We start from the raw sequence: 22,033 nt of genomic DNA on the forward strand, positions 1-22,033 counted from the left end.
AAAGCAGCCTAATATTTCACTTTTGGACTTTGGAATTAGCTTCCAAAGTCGAAGTTTATAAAGTCATAAAATTATAAGTTGTAAAGTCGAAAGTCATAAAGTCGAAAGCCTGGATTTGGCCCCACTATATTTTCTATTATCCGACATCTATTATCTATCATCCCAATTCTAAAATCTATTTTTTACCAGCTTCCTCCGGAACCGCCGCCACTAAATCCTCCGCCGCCGAAACCTCCTCCAAATCCGCCGCCGCCACTAAAGCCACCACCGGAGCTTCCGCCACCAAAACCACCTCCGCTGCTACGGCCAAGGCTGCCCAATATAAGCCCGGTTAGGATTGATGAACCAATGTCGCTTCCGCCTCCACCACGATAATTGCCGCCTCCGCCGCCCTTACCTTTACCAAAAGCCGCTGCGATTATAATGATGATGAAAATTATAATGAACAGGATGATGCCAAAGCCACCTCCGTCATCACTTTTGCTTTCTTTACGGGTGCTCTTGTACTTGCCTTGCAGCATTTTAAAAACCGCATCGGTACCCTTATCAAGGCCATTGTAATAGCTACCGGCTTTAAATTCCGGGATAATAACCTCACGGGTCATTTCGCCCACCTGCCCGGCTGTAAGTCGATCTTCAACACCATAACCGGGAGATATCCATATCTGGCGCTCCTTCTCTGCAAGCAGTATTAAAACGCCGTTATCTTCAGCAGCTTGGCCTATACCCCACTCCTGCGCCCATTTAGGCGTCAGCAGGCCTATGTTCTCGCCATTAATGGTAGGCACGATTATAACCACAATTTGGGTTGAAGTACTGTCACTATAACGCACCAGTTTCTCTTCAAGTGACGTCTTTTCTTCGGCGCTTAATATCTTGGCGTAATCGTAAAGGCTGGTTTGAAAATCAGGTTTCTTAGGTATCTCAAACTGGGCTTTTGCCAAATTGGGCAGCAACAGTGTGAGTGCAAATACTATAAAGCTTAGCGCTGTTATTTTTTTCATTATCCTCTTGAAATTGTATCGGGCAGTTCGTTCTTATCATCATCGCTAAAAGGAAAATATTGTTTAAGACGGTCTCCCGCCCTTAGTATCCCTTCAACCAGCCCTTCTTTAATACGGTTCTCTTTAAAGTGCGACAGCACTACATCCTTGGTGCAATCCCAAAAATCGCTTTCTACAGCCTTATCAATACCCTCATCGCCTATAATGGCAAAGGTGCGGGTGTTAATACCTATGTAAAAAAGCACACCATTGCGGGCTGTAGTAGCATCCATGCCTAAAACGTGAAAAACCTCCTGTGCCCTTTCGAGCGGAGGTTTTTCAGATTCGTTCTCTATATGTATCCTTATTTCGCCCGAAGTATTTTTTTCGGCCTGTTGTATGGCTGCAATAATTGCCTGCTCATCGTCAGCGTTTAAAAAATCGGTTGTATCGGCCATAAGGCTATTTAATATTAAAGTTTACATCAACCGGCTTATCAGCACCTTCAACCGAATTGAAAAATGGTTTCTCTTTGTAATCGCCTAAGAACATAGAGTTAGGAAATTTCAGTATGTAGTTATTATATTCCTCTACACTTTCGTTAAAGCGTGTACGGGCTGTTTGTATCGTGTTTTCTGTAGAAGCCAGCTCGTCCTGTAGCTTTAAAAAGTTCTGGTTGCTTTGCAGCGCCGGATAATTCTCTACGGTAGCTAATAACCTGCCAAACGTAGATTGCACACCTGCCTGTGCCTTACCAAAAGCCTCAAGCTGCTCTGGTGTAGCGGTAGATGCATCTACCTGTATAGAACTTGCTTTAGCCCTTGCCTCTGTAACGGCAGTTAATGTACCTTTCTCAAAATTAGCAGCGCCTTCAACCGTTTTTACAAGGTTGCCAATAAGGTCGTTACGGCGTTGGTATGATGTTTCCACATTACCCCACGCTTTACCAACGGCTTGGTTTTTAGGGATCGCCCCATTTTTAATACCTACAGCCCAAAAGCCTACAATTGCTATAATAGCTACAATAATAATTACGGGTATTAACCACTTTTTCATTTTATTTTTTGTTTTAAAGTTCGTTTTTTATGTTTGTTAAGCTGGTTTTAATAGCTTCTAATTTACGGATTATTTCAAACTTATCCATAGTTTTTTTCTGGCCCTCCTTAAGGTGCACCCTGGCCCCATCTAACGTAAAGCCGCGCTCTTTTACAAGGTGGTAAATAAGCTGCAGGTTCTTAACATCTTCGGGCGTGAACATACGGTTGCCCTTAGCGTTCTTCTTAGGCTTAAGCACATCAAACTCCTTATCCCAAAACCTGATAAGGGAGGCGTTTACATTAAAGGCAGCGGCAAGCTCGCCTATGCTGTAGTATCGTTTTTCGGGGAGTTCTAAATGCATTAATCGAGAGATTGGTTTTCCTGGTTAGCTAATTTAGAAATTAAAACGTATTCTTTAGCAGAAATGTTTCCGTAATAAAAGTTTAACGGGTTTACCACCGTTCCGTTCTTATGCACTTCGTAATGCAGGTGGGGTGCCTCGCTGCGGCCGGTACTGCCCACGTAGCCTATAATATCGCCACGCTTAACCTTTTGCCCCGCCCTTGCCTTATACTTGCTCATGTGCCCGTATAGCGTTTCGTAGCCATAGCCGTGGCGTATTACAATGTGGTTGCCATAGCCCGATGAATTAGCATCGGCCACGGTTACAACACCATCCCCGGTGGCATATATGGGCGTACCGGTGCGGGCAGAAAAATCCATACCGGCATGAAATTTACGTATCTTGGTAAACGGGTCGCTCCTGTACCCAAAGCCCGATGCCACCTGGCGCAGGTCTTCGTTCTTAACCGGCTGTATGGCAGGTATCGCGGTAAGCAGCTTGGCCTTATCTTTAGCCAGCTTGGCAATTTCATCAAGCGATTTAGATTGTATAACCAGTTCTTTAGAAAGTACATCGAGCCTTTTTGTGGTATTGATAACCAACTCCGAATTGTCAAAATTTTCAAGCGACTTATAACGGTTTACTCCGCCAAAACCTGCCTTGCGCTGCTCATCAGTAATGGGCACACTGTTAAAGTAAGTACGGTACACATTGTTGTCGCGCTCCTCTACACTGTTAAGGGCTTCTTCCATAAGGGCGCTCTTGCGGTTAAGCACGTCATACTGCATTTTCATGTATTCTATCTCCCTTGCCTGCAGCCTGTCTTTTGGTGTTTCAAAAAACGGGGTGTTAAGCAATGCCACAAAACACAGGAAACCAAACAGTGCCGATGCCGCCAGGAACAGGAGTATAACACCTATTTTTTTACCCTTTTTGGTTTTTATTTTAGTAAACGCCAGGTTTTCGGGGTCGTAATAATATTTTACCTTCGCCATGTTGCTAAATTATCCTATTTTTGCACCTTACGCAAAAAAGCCTAAGGTACAAGAATACATCATAAGACGGACAAATGTAATAAATGTTACGGTTTTTTGTCTGCTTTTTCCTCCCTAACGGCATTTGTGCGTAGTTGTAACATCTAAAAACCAATTTTTCATACACCATGAAATCCCAGGATATAAGGAAGCAATTCCTGCAATTTTTTGAAGACAGGGGCCACCTTATCGTGCCATCTGCACCCATTGTAACCAAAGATGACCCTACCCTAATGTTTAACAACAGCGGTATGGCACAGTTTAAGGAGTTTTTTCTTGGCAACGGCACTCCTAAAAGCAAACGTATTGCCGATACCCAAAAATGCCTTCGCGTAAGCGGCAAGCACAACGACTTAGAGGATGTAGGTTTTGATACCTACCACCACACCATGTTTGAGATGCTTGGCAACTGGAGCTTTGGCGATTACTTTAAAAAAGAAGCCATTAACTGGGCGTGGGAACTACTTACCGAAACCTATAAGATACCTAAAGATATTTTGTATGTTACCGTGTTTGAAGGCAGCCCCGAAGAGAATGTGCCTTTTGACCAGGAAGCCTATGATATCTGGAAAGGCCTTATTGCTGAAGACCGCATACTTTTAGGCAACAAGAAGGATAACTTTTGGGAAATGGGCGACCAGGGTCCGTGTGGGCCGTGTTCTGAAATTCACGTAGATATCCGTTCTGCCGAAGAAAAAGCATTGGTACCGGGCAAAGACCTTATAAATAACGACCACCCGCAGGTTGTAGAGATTTGGAACAATGTATTTATGGAATTTAACCGTAAAGCCGACCGTTCCCTCGAAAAACTACCTGCACAACACGTAGATACCGGTATGGGCTTTGAGCGCCTTTGCATGGTGTTACAGGGTGTACAAAGTAATTATGACACTGATGTTTTTACCCCGCTTATACAAAAGATAGAAAGCATTACGGGTACTAAATACAATTCTAAAGCTGCTAACGCCGAAGAGGAGAAAGTAAATATCGCTATTCGCGTAATTGCCGATCACGTTCGTGCCGTGGCTTTTGCCATTGCAGATGGACAGCTGCCAAGTAACGGTGGCGCGGGTTATGTAATACGCCGTATTTTAAGGAGGGCTATACGTTATGGGTTTACCTTCTTAAACACTAAAGAGCCGTTTATAAACGAACTGGTTGCGGTGCTTGCTGCGCAAATGGGCGAGTTTTTCCCTGAAATTAAATCGCAGCAAACTTTGGTTACCAATGTAATTCGCGAAGAAGAAGCTTCTTTTTTAAGGACGTTAGACCAGGGATTACAATTGCTTGATAATGTAATTGCTCAAACCGAAGGTAAAGAGGTTTCGGGTGCTAAGGCATTCGAATTGTATGATACATTTGGTTTCCCGGAAGATTTAACGGCGCTTATCTTAAAAGAGAAAGGCCTTGATTATAACAAGCCGGAGTTTGATGCCGAACTTAAAAAACAAAAAGAACGTTCTCGTGGTGCTAATGAAGTTGCCAAAGGCGACTGGGTTATTTTAACTGAAGGCAATACAGAGACTTTTGTTGGGTACGACCAGCTTGAAAACGAGGTTAAGATTACCCGCTACCGCAAGGTAGATTCGGCTAAAGATGGTGTGCTGTACCAGCTCGTACTTAGCGCTACGCCTTTTTATCCTGAAGGTGGTGGCCAGGTAGGCGACCGTGGCGTGCTTAAGTCTATTAACGAGTCGATCGAAATACTGGATACCAAAAAAGAGAACAACCTTATAATACATACCACTACAGAGCTTCCTGAAAATGTAGAAGGTAGCTTTACGGCAACCGTTAACGCCAAGGTAAGGCAGGACAGCGAGAGCAACCACTCGGCTACTCACCTGTTACACCAGGCGCTACGCAGTATTTTAGGTACGCACGTAGAGCAAAAAGGGTCGTTGGTTAATGCCAATTACCTGCGTTTTGACTTTTCGCACTACGCTAAAGTAACCGATGACGAGCTACAACAGGTTGAAGATTTTGTAAACGCCCGCATACAGGAGCATTTACCCCTTATAGAGCGCAGGAACATTCCGTTTAAACAGGCGGTTGAAGAAGGCGCTATGGCTTTGTTTGGCGAAAAATATGGCGACAGTGTACGTGCCATTAAATTTGGCAACAGCATGGAGCTTTGCGGTGGTACACACGTTAAAAACACGGCCGATATATGGTACTTTAAAATTATAAGTGAAGGCGCTGTAGCAGCGGGTATCCGCCGTATAGAGGCTATTACTAATGATGCGGTTAAGAATTACTTTGCGGCCCAGGAAAAAGCCCTTGCCGAGGTTAAAGAGGCGCTTAAAAACCCGCAGGACACGCTTAAGGCAGTGGTATCATTACAGGATGAGAACACTAAGCTTAAAAAACAACTGGAGCAGCTGCTTCGCGATAAGGCCAAAAACCTTAAAGGCGAACTGGCTACCGAGCTTCAGGAAATAAACGGTGTACAGTTTTTAGCCAAACAGGTAGACCTTGATGCTACCGGCGCTAAAGACCTTGCTTACGAGCTGGGCACTCTGGGCACCAACCTGTTTATTGTTCTGGCAACTGCCGATGCCGGTAAGCCAATGCTAACATGCTATGTATCTAAAGAACTTGTGGCATCTAAAGGCTTAAACGCCGGACAGGTAGTGCGCGAACTTGGCAAGTACATACAAGGTGGTGGCGGTGGCCAGCCTTTCTTTGCTACCGCAGGAGGTAAAAACGAGGCAGGCATCCCCGAAGCGCTTGCTAAGGCGGTAGATTTTATTAAGTAATATTTTTTACAAAGCAAATGTTTGCTTTATACATTTTAAATCTCGCAAAAGTGCGAACACACAAAGAACTTTTGAAACTTAGCGCCTTTGCAAGAGAAGATAATGTTCTATTAAGAAACGTTACGAGCCGCTTTGCGCCTTTGCGTCTTTGCGAGAATATTAACTTGTTTACAATGAAGGAAAAACGCTTGCTAAGTTTGTAGATTTTGTAAAATAATATTTTTTTACAAATTAAAAATATTTGATCACATAGCTATCGTCTCGCAAAGGCGCGAAGACGCAAAGAGCATTACAAAGGCGTTTTTGCATGATATTAATGATTACAATGACGGAAAATGATATTGCTAAAATAGTTGTAGATGCCTGTTATCACATTCATGTTAAACTTGGACCTGGTTTGCTTGAATCTGTATATGAGACTATATTGTATTACGAATTAGAGCAGCGCGGTTTAAGGGTTGAACGCCAGAAGCCTTTACCATTAATTTGGAAAGACCTCAAAATGGATATAGGCTATAGGGCAGATTTAATTATAGAAAATAAGGTAATTATTGAAATCAAATCTGTCGAAAAAATTGCCCTTGTGCATCCTAAACAGGTACTAACTTATCTACGTATATCGGGCTGCAAATTGGGGCTTTTAATTAACTTTAACGAAGCCTATATAAAAGACGGCATTAAGAGGATAGCACATAATTTGTAATACAAAAACCATGCACTTCACAACCCAAATACCCATTACAAAAGGTAATCTGCCTATAGATTATAATTCACGTATTATGTCCTTGGGTTCGTGTTTTGCAGTTAATATAGGCCAAAAGTTTGATTATTTTAAACTGCGCAATACCACCAACCCATTTGGAATATTATTTCACCCATTGGCATTAGAAAAATTTATCGGCTTTGCTGTAAACCAAAAAACGTTTACCGAAGCCGATATTTTTTTTAATAACGAACGCTGGCATTGTTTTGATGCCCACTCCGACCTGAGCAGCACATCTAAAGAAGAGTTGCTTGCCAACCTCAACACAGCAACAGCGTCGGCGCATGCTGAAATTAAAACCGCCACCCACCTTATCATTACCTTAGGCACAGCATGGGTATATAGGGAAATTGCTTCGGGCAACCTGGTAGCCAATTGCCATAAGGTGCCTCAAAAGCAATTTAATAAAGAACTGCTTTCGGCTCATGCAATACAGGATAGCCTTTCAGGAATTGTCAACCTTGTAAAAGAAGTTAACCCGGCTGCACATATTATATTCACGGTTTCGCCCGTGCGCCACATTAAAGATGGTTTTACCGAAAACCAATGGAGCAAGGCTAATTTAATTAGTGCTTTGCACACGGTTTTGGCAACACCCCCTTTGGGGGCAGGGGGGCTTTACTTCCCCTCTTACGAAATCATGATGGACGAGCTGCGCGATTACCGCTTTTATGCCCAGGATATGATCCATCCTAACCAAACCGCAATAGACTACATCTGGGAGCGTTTTACTGATGCCTGGATTACCCGGGAGGCACAGCAAACCATGAAACTGGCCGACACCATACAAAAAGGGTTGCAGCACCGCTCTTTTAACCCCGATTCGCAACAGCACCGTAATTTTTTGACAAAGCTGTCAGATAAAATTGCAACGCTGCAAAATCAATACCCCCACATTACTTTTTAAGTGTATTATAACAGGGGTTTCCGCAAAATCTTCTTACATTTAAAATAAAAATGGTTAAAAAGATAGCAGTTGGTATTGTGGTACTTATACTAATTTACCTTGCCTTTAGGTATTGCGAGTTTAAGGATGACGACAGCCGCACCACGATTGAAGAAACTGCCCTTATACAACAGCAAATTAAAAATGTAGGCAAACTGGTAGTTACCGAAGGCCATTTTAGCGAAGTGCTTACCTATAAAGACCAGCAAAAATATTTAATGGACCTTGTTTCTTTCGAGAAAAAGGCCTTAGTGGTGGTTAACGCCGATGTTACCGTGAGTTTCGACCTGAGCAAGATTGAGTATGATATTGATGAGGTAAACAAGGTAATCACGATAAAAAACATCCCTAAAGAAGAGATTAAAATTAACCCCGACCTAAAGTTTTATGATGTTCAGCAAAATGGGTTTAATGAGTTTAGCGGAGACGATTACAATAAGATAAATGCACAGGTAAAAGCCAGCCTTGCCAAAAAAATAGAGAAATCTACCCTTAAGACCAACGCCCAAAACAGGCTTATAAGCGAATTATCTAAACTATTGATACTTACCAATACCATGGGTTGGAAACTGCAATACAACGGCCAGGATGTACAAACCGAGAATATAAACACACTGTTATAAAAAAGAGCACCTTTAGGATGCTCTTTAAAAATTTAATTTACACTTTCTTTTTCAAATATCAGTTCGAGGCCGCCGTCTATAAGATGGGCAACCTTAGGGCGTTTAATTTTTAAATTATCCAAATACTCTAAAACTTGTGGTAACAAAACATCATCGTTTTGTTTGTGCAGCAGCTCGGCAATTTCTACCGAAAGCAGCCAGTCGTTAGGATGGTTATTTTTTAGCGACGTAAATACATCCGCAATGGTGAAGCCTGCTTCTTTACCTTCCCTTATATTCCTTATGGCAGCATAAAGGTTTTCCAGCGCTTCCCTCTCGTCAGATCTTGCTGCTTTTATGGTTTTACTCGATGGCACATGGTTCACTAAGTCGAAACTGTTAACATCGGCAGGGCCGGAAAAAGCAGAAATCACTTTTTTACCCACAGCCATATCATAAATACCCCACTCCGGCATAAACAGCACAGTATCGTTATGCTTAACTGTACAGTCTTTAAAACTTATTAATATGATCTTACCCTGAAGGTTACGTGTACCGGTAATAATTTCACCACTAACGGTAATATCGCCTTCAAATTCCAGCGTTACCCTTAACCCTTCGTAAATATCGTAAGCTTTAAGGTCGCGCGGACTCATATCTTCAATCGCCAGGTTAATGCCTTTAAGCTTGCCTACAGGGCCGCCAAAACCTTCGGCATGGTATGAAGTATCGTGGCCCACTAACTCCTTTTCACGATGCGATAATGCCGTTTTACCGGTGGTTTGCAGGTAAACCGGTTTGCCATTTTCCTCAATTACATTAGTAAACACACCGCTTATTTGTATGCCGGTACTTAACTCAACCGTTCCTAATGCTTTAGATTTAATCAGTTTCTCCACACCGGATAATCCACCCGTGCGCAACGCCATTTTATTGGCAAACTCTTCCAACACCAGGCTAAGATGAGCAAAATCAGGCGTTACAAAAAGCTGCGGCTGTAGCTTGGTAATATCAAAGCTTTGGTAAGCAGCGTTAATATCATATGGCAGTTTTTTTACATTATCGGTCATGCACCAGGCGCTCTCACCAATAGATGAAAGCAGGCCTGCACCGTAAATTTTAGGGTCTTCAACAGTTCCTATTAGTCCGTACTCCACCGTCCACCAGTGCAGGTTACGGATAAGCGCCATTTCAGATGGTTCTTCCGATGTATCGTTTTGCAGGTCTTCCACCTTTTTCTCAATCGCATCAATATCAGCCTGTGGCGTGCCTTCGGCCTCTTTTAGTATCGATAATAAGCGTATTGCTTCGTAGATTTCATAATCCCTTGCCGATGAAATGGCCTTACAGCCGATCTCTCCAAAACGCCTAAGGTATTCGGCATACTCAGGATTGGCAATAATGGGTGCATGCCCTGCTCCCTCGTGAATAATATCGGGTGCGGGTGTATATTCTATATGTTCAAGCTGACGGATGTCGCTTGCAATTACAAGCACATTATACGCCTGAAACTCCATAAATGCATTAGGCGGTATAAAACCGTCTACTGCCACGGCTGCCCAGCCAATTTCTTCAAGAATGCGGTTCATACCATACATGCTGGGTATATTCTCTATCTCTATACCGGTTTTTTTAAGTCCGTCAAGATAAGAGTTGTGTGCCACCCTGCTTAGGTAATCTACATTTTTGCGCATAACATAGCGCCATACCGCCTGGTTTATAGGGGTATAGTCGGTATAATCCTGCGGTTTAATAAACTGCCTTAAGTGCTTTGGCAACCGGTCTATAAGCGGGTTGCTTTCAAAAGATGCATCCATGAATTTACGTGTTAGTCACTTCGTAAAATTACGAAATTCTCATATAGTAGCAATAAAACATAAAGTTTATATTTTAATTTTTGACACAATAAACTTTCTGTTACAAATTATACAAAACAAGAAAGCCGCAACAAATTGCTGCGGCCTTACTGTATAAAGTAATTAAACTGAGTTAGTATATACGTGCTGTTGTAATGGTTCTCCTCCCAACCGCCACAATCAGTATAAGCAACATCAAAAGGATAATGATTATCACAAATTAAAAACTTAAAACCTTTTAATATTTAATTACTTCCTCAAAAGTAATCCTATAAAGCCACCATAAAATTTAATTGAGCGGAAGGCCGCCTTTTTGTAGGTAAACAAAAAAAGAAGCGCACCTTTATGGGGTGCGCTTCAGGATCTAGTTTAGTAGTAGGGAATTAGTTTTTGATTTATTATCAACCGTAACTCCTTTTCCGGTTGCTATCTATATAAATCATTACTATGTGCATTGGAAAAAATATCTTCAGACATTTATTTTCCTGAACGGGTTAGCCTGCCAGCTAAACCTGCCCTGCACATTGCAACAGTACCATAGCAATTTGTGGTTTTATATTATAGTCTTTTAAAAAGTAAAAAGGTTGCGTGAAAAAAATAAAAAACATTATAAAATATCTTTCCATAAAAAAATACCCCCAAAGTATAGAACTTTTGGAGGTTATAAATTGATAGTTTGTACTATTATTCAGTAGTTTGAATTGTAACCTCGGTTTTCTTTTTAGAAACAGTTACATCATTTACTTTTTCGCCATTTTTCTTTTTAAACGATACGCCATCGCCATTAACACTTATAGAGGTTCCATCAGGATCTTTTTCTTGTGTGGTAGTTGTGGTGGTAGTGGTAGTTTTTACCGGGGTAACGGGCGTTTGCGGCTCAGGAGTTACCGGTGGCGCGGGGTTTTCTACCGGGGGCGGAGTTGGTGGTGGTGTTTCATTCTTTTTGCAGGAAGCCATAAGCAGTATGGCAAGGCCCGACATCATTACAACCTTTTTCATAAGTATTAGTTTAATTGTGTTTATATCCTAAAATTAACCAATTAAATCGTACTAATACTTAAGATAAACATAAAGTTATGTTATAAGCCCAATACGCTTAGAATGTTCAATTGCTTCGCTGCTATCTTTAAAATAACAGGTTGCCACACCCATACTTTCTATATTTTTAATCGCTAAAATTGCCTTTTCTTTTTTTGAGTGCCCTGTCTGCCTTATGTACACGGCCTTAACTGTTACCGGAAATATTTTGCATACATCTTCGTATAAAAACGGGTCGTGCTGTGAGTCGTCACCCAAAAGGGTGTATTGCAGGTGCGGATAAAACTCCAGTATGTGCTTTATTTTGTCAAATTTATGGTTGTGGTTGCCACGGCCTGTTACAAAAAAATCCATCAGGCTTGTTTTAATATCTTTAAGTAGTAAAACGGCCCGTGGCAGTTCATGCTTTTCGGTAAACTTTACAATAAACTTGTATAGGTTCCACTCGCTGCTGGAAACGTAAAAAAAGGCATTCAGTTCATCCTTTTTATTGCGGCCGGAAGTGCTCAGCGCCTGGTAGTGGGGTACAACACCTTCAAATATCTTCCGTTTATTGATATTCTTCCAAAGCAGGATGTATATTTTTTTGAACATATTACGCGTATGCGACACTAAAAAGGTATCATCAATATCGCTTATAAAGCCAAGGTCGCCCTCATATGGGCGAATATAAGTTCCCTTCTCACGTATTTCTTCGCCTTCATAAAAGGTACTAACATAATAATCGGCCCAGCCGTGCGCCAGCTCTTCTTTAATGGGGATACAAAATTTAAAATAGCCGTCTTTTAAACTTTTGGTGTGTATGCGGGTGCCGTTATGCTCCAGGTAAATATCGGCATTAGCAATGGTTTTTATGAGGAACATACGCAGTATGGAGCGCGCATTTTTAAAGCGTTTTTTTTCAAACTCATAATTCCCGGCGGTACTTTGCTTAAATACGTGCCCAAAAACTATAAATTCCTGGTCGTTGGCATATCCGCGGTATAATTTTAAAATTGGCTTCATAAAAATTTATAGGTTTGATAAGATACTGACCATTCTATTTTACCTAAATTTATTCAAAAAAAAGGAAAAATGCAGACCAAAAAGAAATTTTTGCTTATAATTAACCCTATTGCCGGCGGAAACGATAAGGCTCAGCTTGTTGCGGCTACAAAGGAATTTGCACTAAAAGAAGGTATAGAACTAATTGAATATGAAACCACGGGCGAAGATGATGAAACGGCAATAAAAAACCTTTACGACGAACACAAACCGGAGCGCATGCTTGTTGCCGGGGGCGATGGTACTATTAAAATAGCTGCCGAAGCTGTAGAACACCACGATGTTATTATTGGCGTGCTACCTGCCGGATCGGCTAACGGGTTATCGGTAGATTTGCAATTACCAAACGACCTCCAGGAGAATTTAGAGATAGCTTTCCATAACGATTATATGGAAATGGACATGATATGCATTAACGGCAAAAAAAGCCTGCATTTAAGCGATATTGGCGCCAATGCCGAACTGATTAAGAACTATGAAGGCGGAACTATTCGTGGCAAGCTGGGTTATGCCTTACAGGCTATAAACACGCTAAGCGATATGAAGGAACCTTTTATGGCGACCATCGTTACCAAAGAAAAGACTATTGAGACTGAGGCGCGCATGATTGTTATTGCCAACAGCCAAAAATATGGTACAGGCGTGACCATTAACCCAATTGGCGTTATGGACGACGGTAAATTTGAAATTGTAATACTTAAAAACCTCGACCTGCTTTTGGTAGGCAAAATTATGGCCGGTAATATGCCGTTGGATAATCCGGATGCTGTTGAAATTATTAGTACCGATGCTGCACAAATAACCACAAACAGGCCAGTTAGCTTTCAGATAGATGGGGAGTTTTGCGGTGAGGAAGATAATCTTGATGTTATCATACTACCCAAACAGATGCGCGTTGCCATACCAAAGCCAGAGGCGATTATTTAAACGGGCTGCGGGGCTTCCATGAAATAATGGGGTCAAAATAAGTAAAAAGCCTGCCGGTAAAAAGGTTGATGATGGGGTTGGTGTGCTTTATGATGCCGTAAACCTCTTCGGCTACAGCCCCAACTGAACTTTTAATTTCCATGGCCGATCGGGCAAAAATAATGTGCTTAAACTTTTTCTTTATAGCATAACTTACCATGTCATACAGCATATTTAGGTACAGCATTTTTTCTTTTTGAAGCGTGGCATCATATCCTAAAAAATAGGTGTCCATATCGGGACCGTTTTTTATCAGCGTGTTAAAGCCTATCAACTCATCATCTAAAAAATATCCGTAAAATAAAAAGTCGCTGTCCAGTTGTTGCTTAAAAACCTCAAAATGGTTTTCGGGCAAGTGAAAGGTGTTAAACGATGCATTACCTGCAACCGTTAAATACAGTTGGTAGATGCGTTCACGGTTTTGATGAATCTCAGTTTCAGATAATTTCTTCTTCTCAATACCATCGGCTTTTTTACGGGCGCGATTGTACTGCGTTCTGTATTTGGTAGAAAGGTCGGCCAGGTAATCGTCTATGCTATTCCAATTTTCGCGGATTGTAAATATCATATTAGGCTGCGTGCAAAACGTATAATACCCTTTAAATCCGGCTGCTTTAAAGTTGGGTAATTCAGCCGTATTGAAATCTTTTATGGCAAGCAGGTTAATGCGGATGCCTTTACGCTTGTATTGTTTTTTTAAGGCTGTAAGTGCCTGTTCTAAAAGTTGGAGTCCCTCAATTTCGGTAGTGGCATCGCTAAACAGATAAGCATTTTGTCCCGTAAGGGTATTGTTGCCAATAACCAGCGTTTGCGATGTAAACCTTTTAAACAGGTACTCTTTGAGGGAGAACGACTGTTTTTCCTCTACAAAAGTGTTTACACGGCTTAAATTTATATACTGGGCAAGGGCTATCCCGCAAAGGGTATCATTTTTAAACAGGCCTATAAAATGGCATTCCATATTTTCGGGAGCCGACTTTTCTAAAACGCTCAGGTAATTGCGCGATAAAAATATGTTGCTTTGGGCTAGGGTATCCCATTCAGCAGGTGAAGTTTCCGACCGGGTATATATTTTAAAATAAAGTTTTGGTTCCAAAATTATGCTGTATACTGATAGCGCGGTAAAGTTACGGTAATATAATTGCAGTGGTTTTGTTGTAAAGTTCAATCAAGTTTTTATGTATTTCAAAAATCCCCAAAACGGCCTTTGTCCTAAATAGTTAAGATTACTCTCATTGGCGTAAGCCTCGCGTTCAAAACAAATATTTCTATACGCCCGTTTGCGGTCATGGTATCGTATAAGCCGAATAAAATATTCTGAAATATACCAAATATAAAAGGGCAGTATGAGCATTTCTGCCTGTTGTCGTAGGTGTATGCATTCGTGGTTTAGTAAAGTGGCACTGTTGGCAAGCCGGGCATCCCTCACAATAATAAAAGGATACAGCGCCATAGCTGTATAACCCTGTGGTATTAAATATTTAGAGGTAATGACTATCATTATATGTAAAGTTGCTAAATTTGTGCGTATGAGCGACCAAATTTCGGGAAATAAATTAATAGAAGGCGAAGATTATTACCTATCTCCGGAAGGGTATAAGGTCTTTACCGAAAAATTTCATTTAAAAAGGGGCTACTGCTGTAAAAGCGGCTGCCGCCACTGCCCGTACGGCTTTGATAAAAAAACAGGAAATTTAAGAAAATAGTGTTCAGTAAAAGTGAACAGTCTCAGTCGCAGTTTGCGGCGCTACTGTAAACTGTGACTGAGACTGCAAACTAACAAACATGACGTTTCACGAACAAATACAAGAGGGTATACCGGCAGTTTTACCACAGCCAAAACCGTATGACCCTGCTATTAACCACGCACCAAAGCGTAAAGACATATTAAGTGCCGAGGAGAAAAAACTGGCATTGCGCAACGCGTTACGCTATTTTGAGCCGCAGCACCATGCCGAACTTATTAAAGAGTTCGCAGAGGAGCTGGATACGTACGGGCGCATTTACATGTACCGCCTTCGCCCGGACTATAAAATGTATTCCCGACCAATTGATGAGTATCCGGGTAAATGTGAGCAGGCTAAGGCCATTATGCTCATGATACAAAATAACCTTGATTATGCCGTGGCGCAGCACCCGCAAGAACTTATTACTTATGGTGGTAACGGTGCGGTGTTTAGCAACTGGGCACAGTACAGACTTACCATGAAATACCTTAGCGAAATGACCGAAGAGCAAACCCTTGCTATGTACAGCGGGCATCCTATGGGGTTGTTCCCGTCGCATAAGGAAGCGCCAAGGGTAGTGGTAACTAACGGTATGGTAATTCCGAATTATTCAAAACCTGATGACTGGGAAAAATTCAACGCACTGGGTGTATCGCAATACGGCCAAATGACGGCCGGTAGCTATATGTATATTGGTCCGCAAGGTATCGTGCACGGTACTACCATTACAGTATTAAATGGCGGACGAAAAATAGCCAAAAACGGTGAAGGGCTGGAAGGTAAAGTGTTTGTAACAAGCGGACTTGGTGGTATGAGCGGTGCCCAGCCCAAAGCCGGTAACATAGCAGGCTGCATTACCGTTTGTGCCGAGGTTAACCCTAAAGCGGTAAATACGCGCCATTCGCAAGGATGGGTAGACGAAGTTATTACCGATGCCGATGCGCTTGTAGAACGCGTAAAATTAGCAAAAGCCAATAAAGAAGTAGTTTCTATAGCCTACCAGGGTAACGTGGTAGAGGTTTGGGAAAAATTTGATGAAGCTAATATATATGTCGATTTAGGTAGCGACCAAACATCGTTGCACAACCCGTGGGCAGGTGGTTATTATCCGGTTGGGATAAGCCTGGAAGAATCGAACCGGCTTATGGCCGAAGATCCTGCTGCGTTTAAAGATAAAGTTCAGGAATCACTGCGCAGGCAGGCCGATGCTATTAATAAGCACACAGCAAAGGGTACTTACTTTTTTGACTATGGTAATGCTTTTTTACTGGAAGCATCGCGCGCAGGCGCCGATATTATGGCGGCAGACGGTATTAACTTTAAATACCCAAGCTATGTTCAGGATATTATGGGGCCGATGTGTTTTGATTATGGTTTTGGTCCGTTTAGATGGGTGTGTGCATCGGGCAAACCCGAAGACCTTGCCAAGACCGATGCTATAGCAGCGGCTGTCTTAGAAGAGATGGCAAAGACGGCTCCAGACGAGATTAAACAACAAATGCAGGATAACATAAAATGGATTAAAGGCGCACAGGAAAATAAGCTGGTGGTAGGCTCTCAGGCACGTATTTTATATGCCGATGCCGAAGGCCGCATCAACATAGCCCATGCGTTTAATAAGGCTATTGCCAATGGCGAAATCGGGCTTGTAATTTTAGGCCGCGACCATCATGATGTGAGCGGAACCGACTCGCCGTACCGAGAAACTTCTAACATTTACGATGGGTCGCGCTTTACAGCTGATATGGCCATCCAAAATGTTATAGGCGACAGCTTTAGGGGCGCTACCTGGGTTAGTATACATAACGGCGGCGGCGTAGGCTGGGGCGAGGTTATTAACGGTGGCTTTGGTATGGTTCTTGATGGTTCTACCGAAGCGTCAAGGCGTTTAGAATCAATGCTTTTCTGGGATGTGAACAACGGTATTGCAAGGCGAAGCTGGGCAAGGAATGAGGAGGCTGTTTTTGCTATAAAACGGGCCATGGAAAAAGAGCCGCTCTTAAAAGTTACCCTGCCTAATTTAGTAGATGATGCATTGCTAAATTCATAGTACAAAAAAGGATGGTTGTATATGTTGAGATGTAATTGCTATGAACAACTAATTCTATTTAAATCATGAAGACAATAAAATTGCTCTCATTGTTATTTATTACCGCCGTTGCAGCATCGTGCTCATCGGTAAGGGTGGCAGCCGATTATGATGATTCGGTTGATTTTGCCCAATATAAAACCTACGGTTATTTAAAAGATGGCGTGGATAAGGCCGAGATATCCGACCTTGACAAAAAAAGGATACTACGCGCCATAGATGTAGAATTTGCTAAAAAAGGCCTTACCAAAAGCGAAAAGCCCGATGTTTTGGTCAATATTTTTACCGATGCCAATAAAGAGGTTAACGTTAACAATTTTGGCGGTTACGGTATGGGTTTTGGCTACGGCTGGAGCGGCTGGAGTCCCGGTTGGGGTTGGGGCGGCCCGTGGGGCTGGGGTGGTAACTATACTTCGGTTAGCACTACTACCCAGGGTACGCTGTATATTGATCTTATAGATGCTTCTAAAAAAGACCTTGTTTGGCAAGGCGCAGGTTCAGGAGTATTAACCCAGGACCGTAACAAAAAGCAAGACCGCATTAATGAATTTGTAGAAAAAATAATTGCAGAGTTCCCTCCGCAAAAAGATAAGAAATAATCTTACCACGATATTAAAAAACCTCACGTTTGTGAGGTTTTTTTGTTTTAGTACATATCAGGAATTATAGTATATTAGCCCTAAAATTGCCTTAAGTAATGAAAACAACTTTCCTCGTTTTATTTCTTTGTGTAACGTCATGTATTGATGCCCAAACAGTAATCTTTGCAGACCCGGAATTGAAGGATGATATACTATTTTATCAACCTGAGCTTGATGTAAACAACGATGGCGAGATACAGGTTGATGAGGCACAGTCAGCTACACATTTAAGTTTAAGTGCAAATTATTATTCATCGGTAATTGGAATAGAAGCTTTCACACATATCACATCATTGTTTCTTCATGTACTATCTCTTACAGAATTAGATTTGTCATCATTTCAGAACATTAAGGACCTTAACCTTCGTACAAGTGTTGCAACTATTGATGTTTCAATGCTTCCAACCCTCGAAAACTTTACAATTTTTGCCAGTAGCACATCTAATGTGATTACTGGGTATATGCCAAACCTTAAAACAATCGATTTTTTACAGGCACCTATAGTAAGCCTTGATTTGACAGGGGCGGAAAATCTTGAAACTGCCTTTTTAGACAGCTACCTTTTTAATGATTTGCAGATTGGCTATAAACCGCATCTTAAATATTTATATGTATGGTCTACCAGTTTAACAAATTTAGATTTAAGCCAGTGCACTGCTCTTATAGGTGCTGAAATTAACTTAGGAAATGCAAGCCATGATGTACACGTTAATTTAAAGAATGGAGATACCGATTTCGCTGAAGACTATATGGATTTTGTTTACATAACTGATGGTAATCCTTTATATCACTGCTATATCTGTATTGATGAAGGGGAAGAGGTTACATTCACGGAAAACAGCTTTGCTCCTTGGATATTCCTGAGTCCCTATTGTACTTTTGAGCCAGGAGGGAGTCATAATACAATAACCGGTTCACTATATTTAAATGAGAGCGGAAGTTGCGAGGATGCCACTGAACTTTTAGGGTATTCCTCAATAACTATTAACGGTAACAGCGAGGTAGGTACTGTTTTTAGTAACAGTAATGTTTACAAATTTTATCCGGGCGCAGGTACTTATACGCTTACGCCTCAGGTAAACACAAGCCTATTTGAAGTAAATCCTGCTACAGCGAGCGTCTCTTTTCTGGACAATAATGATAATACTTCAACACAAAATTTTTGCTTAACTCCAATAGGTACTCACCCCGATGTTGAAATCGCACTTATTCCTCTTCAGCTACCACAACCGGGCTTTAATGCTGTTTATAAAATAGTATATACTAATAAAGGCAATCAAACGCTTAGCGGAAATATAATTTTCACTTATGATGACGCATTACTTGATTATGTGTCAGCCACTTCTGTTGAAAGCTCAGCTAATATTGGCGAAATTATTTGGAGCTATAGTGATTTACAATTTTATGAGAGCAGGGAAATACTACTTACGCTTAATGTAAATAGCCCTATGGAAACTCCGCCAGTTAATATTAACGATGTATTGAATCTTACCGCAGTTGCTAACCCTATAGATGGCGACATGACACCGGGTAATAACACTTTTGCGCTTAAACAAACAGTTGTAGGTTCTTACGATCCTAACGATATTACCTGTCTTCAGGGCAGCTTAGTTAACCCTGATAAAATAGGAGACTACCTGCACTACAATATTAATTTTGAGAATACGGGTACAGCCCCGGCAACTTTTATAGTAGTTAAAGATATTATAGATGCTGCTAAATATGATATTGCAAGTTTGCAACTTATAAATGTTTCTCATAATATGGAAGCAAGAGTTACGGGTAATAAGGCTGAGTTTATATTTAATAATATTAACCTGGCTGCCGGGGGTAAAGGCAACGTATTATTCAAAATAAAGACATTAGGCACACTGTCGGTAAATTCTGAGGTTACACAACAAGCCGATATTTATTTTGACTATAACTGGCCTGTCCTGACCAATGAGGCTAATACCGTTTTTGGTGTACTAAACACCAGAGATTTTGTAGTAGACCAATCAGTTAAAATATATCCTAACCCGGCAAATGCTGTAATTAATATACAAACTGATTCTGCAATAAATTCAATGCAGTTGTATGATATTCAGGGAAGGTTGCTACAGGCAATTTCCGGTAATGGTAACAAAGCAATCGTAGATGTTTCCGGACGTGCCAAAGGCTTATACTTCCTTAAAATCACTACTGAAAAAGGCACTAAAGTAGAAAAGGTAATGGTAGAATAATTTAGTACAGGTTCTAATTGCAAAAGCCTCACGTTTGTGAGGCTTTTGCAATTTTAGCTATTTTCTATTTCTTCCTGAACCTGCTCCCATTCTATCATGAGCTTGTCCAGTTCCTTTTTCTTTTTCTCGTAGGCTGCAAAAAACGACGCATCGCCTGTAAGTTTTTCCGGGTGTTCGGCTAAAACGCGGTCGTCTTTCTGAATTTCCCTTTCCAGTTCCTTAATCAGGCTTTCTACCTTGCTCAGTTTATTTTGCAGGGTTTTACCTTTCTTTTGTTCTTCGTAAGATAATGGTTGTTTAACCACTTTAGGCGCATCCTTAACCACATCTTTCTTTTCAACCTCGCGCATATTCTGCATATTGCGTTGCTCAAGGTAGAAGTTGATATCGCCTAAATACTCACGTATCTTGTGGTTTTTAAATTCGTACACAATGTTAGACATTCCCTGAAGGAAATCCCTGTCGTGGGAAACCAACAGCAGCGTACCTTCATATTTTTGCAATGCAGCCTTTAAAACATTCTTAGATTTAATATCAAGGTGATTTGTAGGCTCATCCATCACAAGCACATTAATAGGCTGTAAAAGCAGCTTACAAAGCGCCAAACGGTTACGCTCTCCACCCGATAGCACCTTAACTTTCTTCTCTACATCATCACCCCTAAAAAGAAATGACCCTAACATATCGCGCACTTTGCTACGGTTGGTATCGGTAGCGGCATCCTCCATTGTTTGCAAAAGAGTAATTTCGCCGTCAAGGTGTTCTGCCTGGTTTTGTGCAAAATAGCCCAACTGAACATTGTGCCCTAATTTTATAACCCCGGTATAATCAATTTCGTTAACCAAAGCTTTCATAAAAGTAGATTTACCTTGGCCATTCTGACCCACAAAAGCAATTTTGCTTCCACGTTCTACCAGCATGTCTATATTTTTAAGGATAAGCTTTTCGCCATACTTTTTTGTAACATGCTCAGCCTCTACCACCACACGGCCTGGTGTCATAGATACCGGGAACGAAATATTCATTACAGAGTTATCATCTTCGTCAACCTCTATCCTCTCAACCTTATCAAGCTTTTTAATAAGCGATTGTGCCATTGATGCCTTACTTGCCTTAGCCCTGAATTTCTCAATAAGCTTCTCGGTATGTTCAATGCTTTTTTGCTGGTTTTTTTGTGTAGCAAGTTGCTTTTCGCGAATCTCATCGCGCAACACTAAGTACTCACTGTATGATTTACTAAAGTCGTATATCTTGCCTAACGAGATTTCTATAGTTCGGTTAGTAACATTATCAAGGAACATTTTATCGTGCGATACAATTACCACAACGCCTGGATAGGTCCTTAAAAAAGATTCCAACCAAATGATACTCTCGATATCAAGGTGGTTGGTAGGTTCATCCAGAAGCAGGATGTCGTTAGATTGCAGTAACAGTTTAGCCAACTCAATTCGCATACGCCACCCTCCCGAAAAAGTATCGGTAAGCTGATCAAAATCCTCACGCTTAAAACCAAGGCCAAGCAATATCCTCTCGGTATCACCCTGGTAGTTATAACCGCCTAAAATCTCGTAGTGATGTGTGTAATCACTAAGATCTTCTATAAGTTTAGAATAAGCTTCACTTTCATAATCAGTACGGGTAACTAATTGATGGTTGATCTCTTCAATTTTACCCTCAGCCTTTTTTATCTCTACAAAAGCCTGGTAGGCTTCGTCAAGCACAGTACGGCCTGGAATAAAATCTATATCCTGCCTTAAAAAGCCCATCCTAACCTCTTTCTCAGTCGCAATAACACCACTATCGGGCTTAATGTCACCGGAAAGTATTTTCAACATGGTAGATTTTCCCGCGCCATTCTTCCCTACAAGTCCTACCCTGTCTCCGGCACCAAGCCTAAAGGTTACCTCTTCAAATAAATATGTACCTCCAAACGATACCGATAAATTATGTATATTAAGCATTATTCTATTGTCTTATTAAATCGT

At 41.3% G+C, this 22,033-nt stretch carries 20 protein-coding genes; 9 read left to right on the plus strand and 11 right to left on the minus strand.

All coding sequences use genetic code 11. The features are described from left to right. Positions 1-182: 182 nt before the first annotated feature. From FMM05_RS07745 to FMM05_RS07765, 5 genes are read right to left on the minus strand one after another with little or no spacing between them, the layout of a single operon-like run. Positions 183-1,004, minus strand: coding sequence for a TPM domain-containing protein (locus FMM05_RS07745; RefSeq protein ID WP_143372771.1), 822 nt, complete (start codon positions 1,002-1,004; stop codon positions 183-185). Next, on the minus strand, positions 1,004-1,441 hold the full coding sequence (locus FMM05_RS07750; protein ID WP_143372772.1) for a TPM domain-containing protein: 438 nt from the start codon (positions 1,439-1,441) through the stop codon (positions 1,004-1,006). The genes FMM05_RS07745 and FMM05_RS07750 overlap by 1 nt, the downstream gene beginning before the upstream one ends. Positions 1,442-1,445: 4 nt before the next feature. After that, positions 1,446-2,039 carry a LemA family protein gene (locus FMM05_RS07755; protein ID WP_143372773.1) on the minus strand — a complete coding sequence of 198 codons (594 nt, stop codon included), beginning with the start codon at positions 2,037-2,039 and terminating at the stop codon, positions 1,446-1,448. Positions 2,040-2,052: 13 nt separating this feature from the next. After that, positions 2,053-2,382, minus strand: coding sequence for a MerR family transcriptional regulator (locus FMM05_RS07760; protein ID WP_143372774.1), 330 nt, complete (start codon positions 2,380-2,382; stop codon positions 2,053-2,055). Then, a complete protein-coding gene (locus FMM05_RS07765) occupies positions 2,382-3,359 on the minus strand; it encodes a M23 family metallopeptidase (protein WP_143372775.1) in 978 nt (325 codons plus the stop codon). Before FMM05_RS07765 ends, FMM05_RS07760 begins: the two co-directional genes overlap by 1 nt. 167 nt (positions 3,360-3,526) lie before the next feature. On the opposite strand from FMM05_RS07765, the gene alaS reads away from it, so the two are divergent. The 4 genes from alaS (at position 3,527) to FMM05_RS07785 (ending at position 8,486) form a co-directional block, all read left to right on the plus strand. Then, positions 3,527-6,154: an alanine--tRNA ligase gene (gene alaS, locus FMM05_RS07770; RefSeq protein WP_143372776.1), complete on the plus strand. Its 2,628-nt coding sequence runs from the start codon at positions 3,527-3,529 to the stop codon at positions 6,152-6,154. Positions 6,155-6,479: 325 nt separating this feature from the next. After that, positions 6,480-6,857 carry a GxxExxY protein gene (locus FMM05_RS07775; RefSeq protein WP_143372777.1) on the plus strand — a complete coding sequence of 126 codons (378 nt, stop codon included), beginning with the start codon at positions 6,480-6,482 and terminating at the stop codon, positions 6,855-6,857. Positions 6,858-6,867: 10 nt separating this feature from the next. After that, positions 6,868-7,824: a GSCFA domain-containing protein gene (locus tag FMM05_RS07780; RefSeq protein WP_143372778.1), complete on the plus strand. Its 957-nt coding sequence runs from the start codon at positions 6,868-6,870 to the stop codon at positions 7,822-7,824. Between the two features lie 50 nt (positions 7,825-7,874). Beyond that, complete coding sequence (locus tag FMM05_RS07785) at positions 7,875-8,486, plus strand: DUF4230 domain-containing protein (protein ID WP_143372779.1); 612 nt, start codon at positions 7,875-7,877, stop codon at positions 8,484-8,486. Between the two features lie 32 nt (positions 8,487-8,518). Here FMM05_RS07785 and FMM05_RS07790 read toward each other — a convergent pair whose 3' ends face one another. The 3 genes from FMM05_RS07790 to FMM05_RS07800 form a co-directional block, all read right to left on the minus strand. After that, on the minus strand, positions 8,519-10,282 hold the full coding sequence (locus tag FMM05_RS07790; RefSeq protein WP_143372780.1) for an aromatic amino acid hydroxylase: 1,764 nt from the start codon (positions 10,280-10,282) through the stop codon (positions 8,519-8,521). Between the two features lie 723 nt (positions 10,283-11,005). Further along, positions 11,006-11,320, minus strand: coding sequence for a hypothetical protein (locus FMM05_RS07795; RefSeq protein WP_143372781.1), 315 nt, complete (start codon positions 11,318-11,320; stop codon positions 11,006-11,008). Between the two features lie 75 nt (positions 11,321-11,395). Continuing rightward, positions 11,396-12,364 carry an App1 family protein gene (locus tag FMM05_RS07800; RefSeq protein WP_143372782.1) on the minus strand — a complete coding sequence of 323 codons (969 nt, stop codon included), beginning with the start codon at positions 12,362-12,364 and terminating at the stop codon, positions 11,396-11,398. A 69-nt stretch (positions 12,365-12,433) separates the two neighbouring features. Here FMM05_RS07800 and FMM05_RS07805 point away from each other — a divergent pair, with 69 nt between their 5' ends. Continuing rightward, positions 12,434-13,330 (plus strand): diacylglycerol/lipid kinase family protein, encoded by an 897-nt coding sequence (locus tag FMM05_RS07805; RefSeq protein WP_143372783.1) that lies wholly within the window; start codon positions 12,434-12,436, stop codon positions 13,328-13,330. Here FMM05_RS07805 and FMM05_RS07810 read toward each other — a convergent pair. Continuing rightward, positions 13,323-14,465 carry a GNAT family N-acetyltransferase gene (locus FMM05_RS07810; protein ID WP_143372784.1) on the minus strand — a complete coding sequence of 381 codons (1,143 nt, stop codon included), beginning with the start codon at positions 14,463-14,465 and terminating at the stop codon, positions 13,323-13,325. The two genes, FMM05_RS07805 and FMM05_RS07810, sit on opposite strands and share 8 nt — an antisense overlap. A gap of 72 nt (positions 14,466-14,537) precedes the next feature. Further along, positions 14,538-14,870, minus strand: a complete 333-nt coding sequence (locus FMM05_RS07815) for a hypothetical protein (protein WP_143372785.1) — start codon at positions 14,868-14,870, stop codon at positions 14,538-14,540. 28 nt (positions 14,871-14,898) lie between these two features. Between FMM05_RS07815 and FMM05_RS20960 the strand changes: the two genes are divergently transcribed. The 4 genes from FMM05_RS20960 to FMM05_RS07830 all read left to right on the plus strand — a co-directional run bounded on the left by FMM05_RS20960 (position 14,899) and on the right by FMM05_RS07830 (position 20,048). Next, entirely contained in the window at positions 14,899-15,075 is a 177-nt protein-coding gene (locus FMM05_RS20960) for a DUF5522 domain-containing protein (RefSeq protein WP_185965530.1), read from the plus strand. Positions 15,076-15,154: 79 nt separating this feature from the next. Beyond that, entirely contained in the window at positions 15,155-17,146 is a 1,992-nt protein-coding gene (locus tag FMM05_RS07820) for a urocanate hydratase (RefSeq protein ID WP_143372786.1), read from the plus strand. A gap of 65 nt (positions 17,147-17,211) precedes the next feature. Continuing rightward, complete coding sequence (locus tag FMM05_RS07825) at positions 17,212-17,784, plus strand: DUF4136 domain-containing protein (protein ID WP_143372787.1); 573 nt, start codon at positions 17,212-17,214, stop codon at positions 17,782-17,784. Between the two features lie 98 nt (positions 17,785-17,882). Continuing rightward, entirely contained in the window at positions 17,883-20,048 is a 2,166-nt protein-coding gene (locus FMM05_RS07830; RefSeq protein WP_143372788.1) for a T9SS type A sorting domain-containing protein, read from the plus strand. A 53-nt stretch (positions 20,049-20,101) separates the two neighbouring features. Here FMM05_RS07830 and abc-f read toward each other — a convergent pair whose 3' ends face one another. Further along, complete coding sequence (gene abc-f / locus FMM05_RS07835) at positions 20,102-22,009, minus strand: ribosomal protection-like ABC-F family protein (RefSeq protein ID WP_143372789.1); 1,908 nt, start codon at positions 22,007-22,009, stop codon at positions 20,102-20,104. Between the last annotated feature and the right edge of the window lie 24 nt (positions 22,010-22,033).

It is taken from the genome of Flavobacterium zepuense, assembly GCF_007097145.1.
In the GTDB taxonomy this organism is placed as follows: Bacteria; Bacteroidota; Bacteroidia; order Flavobacteriales; family Flavobacteriaceae; genus Flavobacterium; species Flavobacterium zepuense.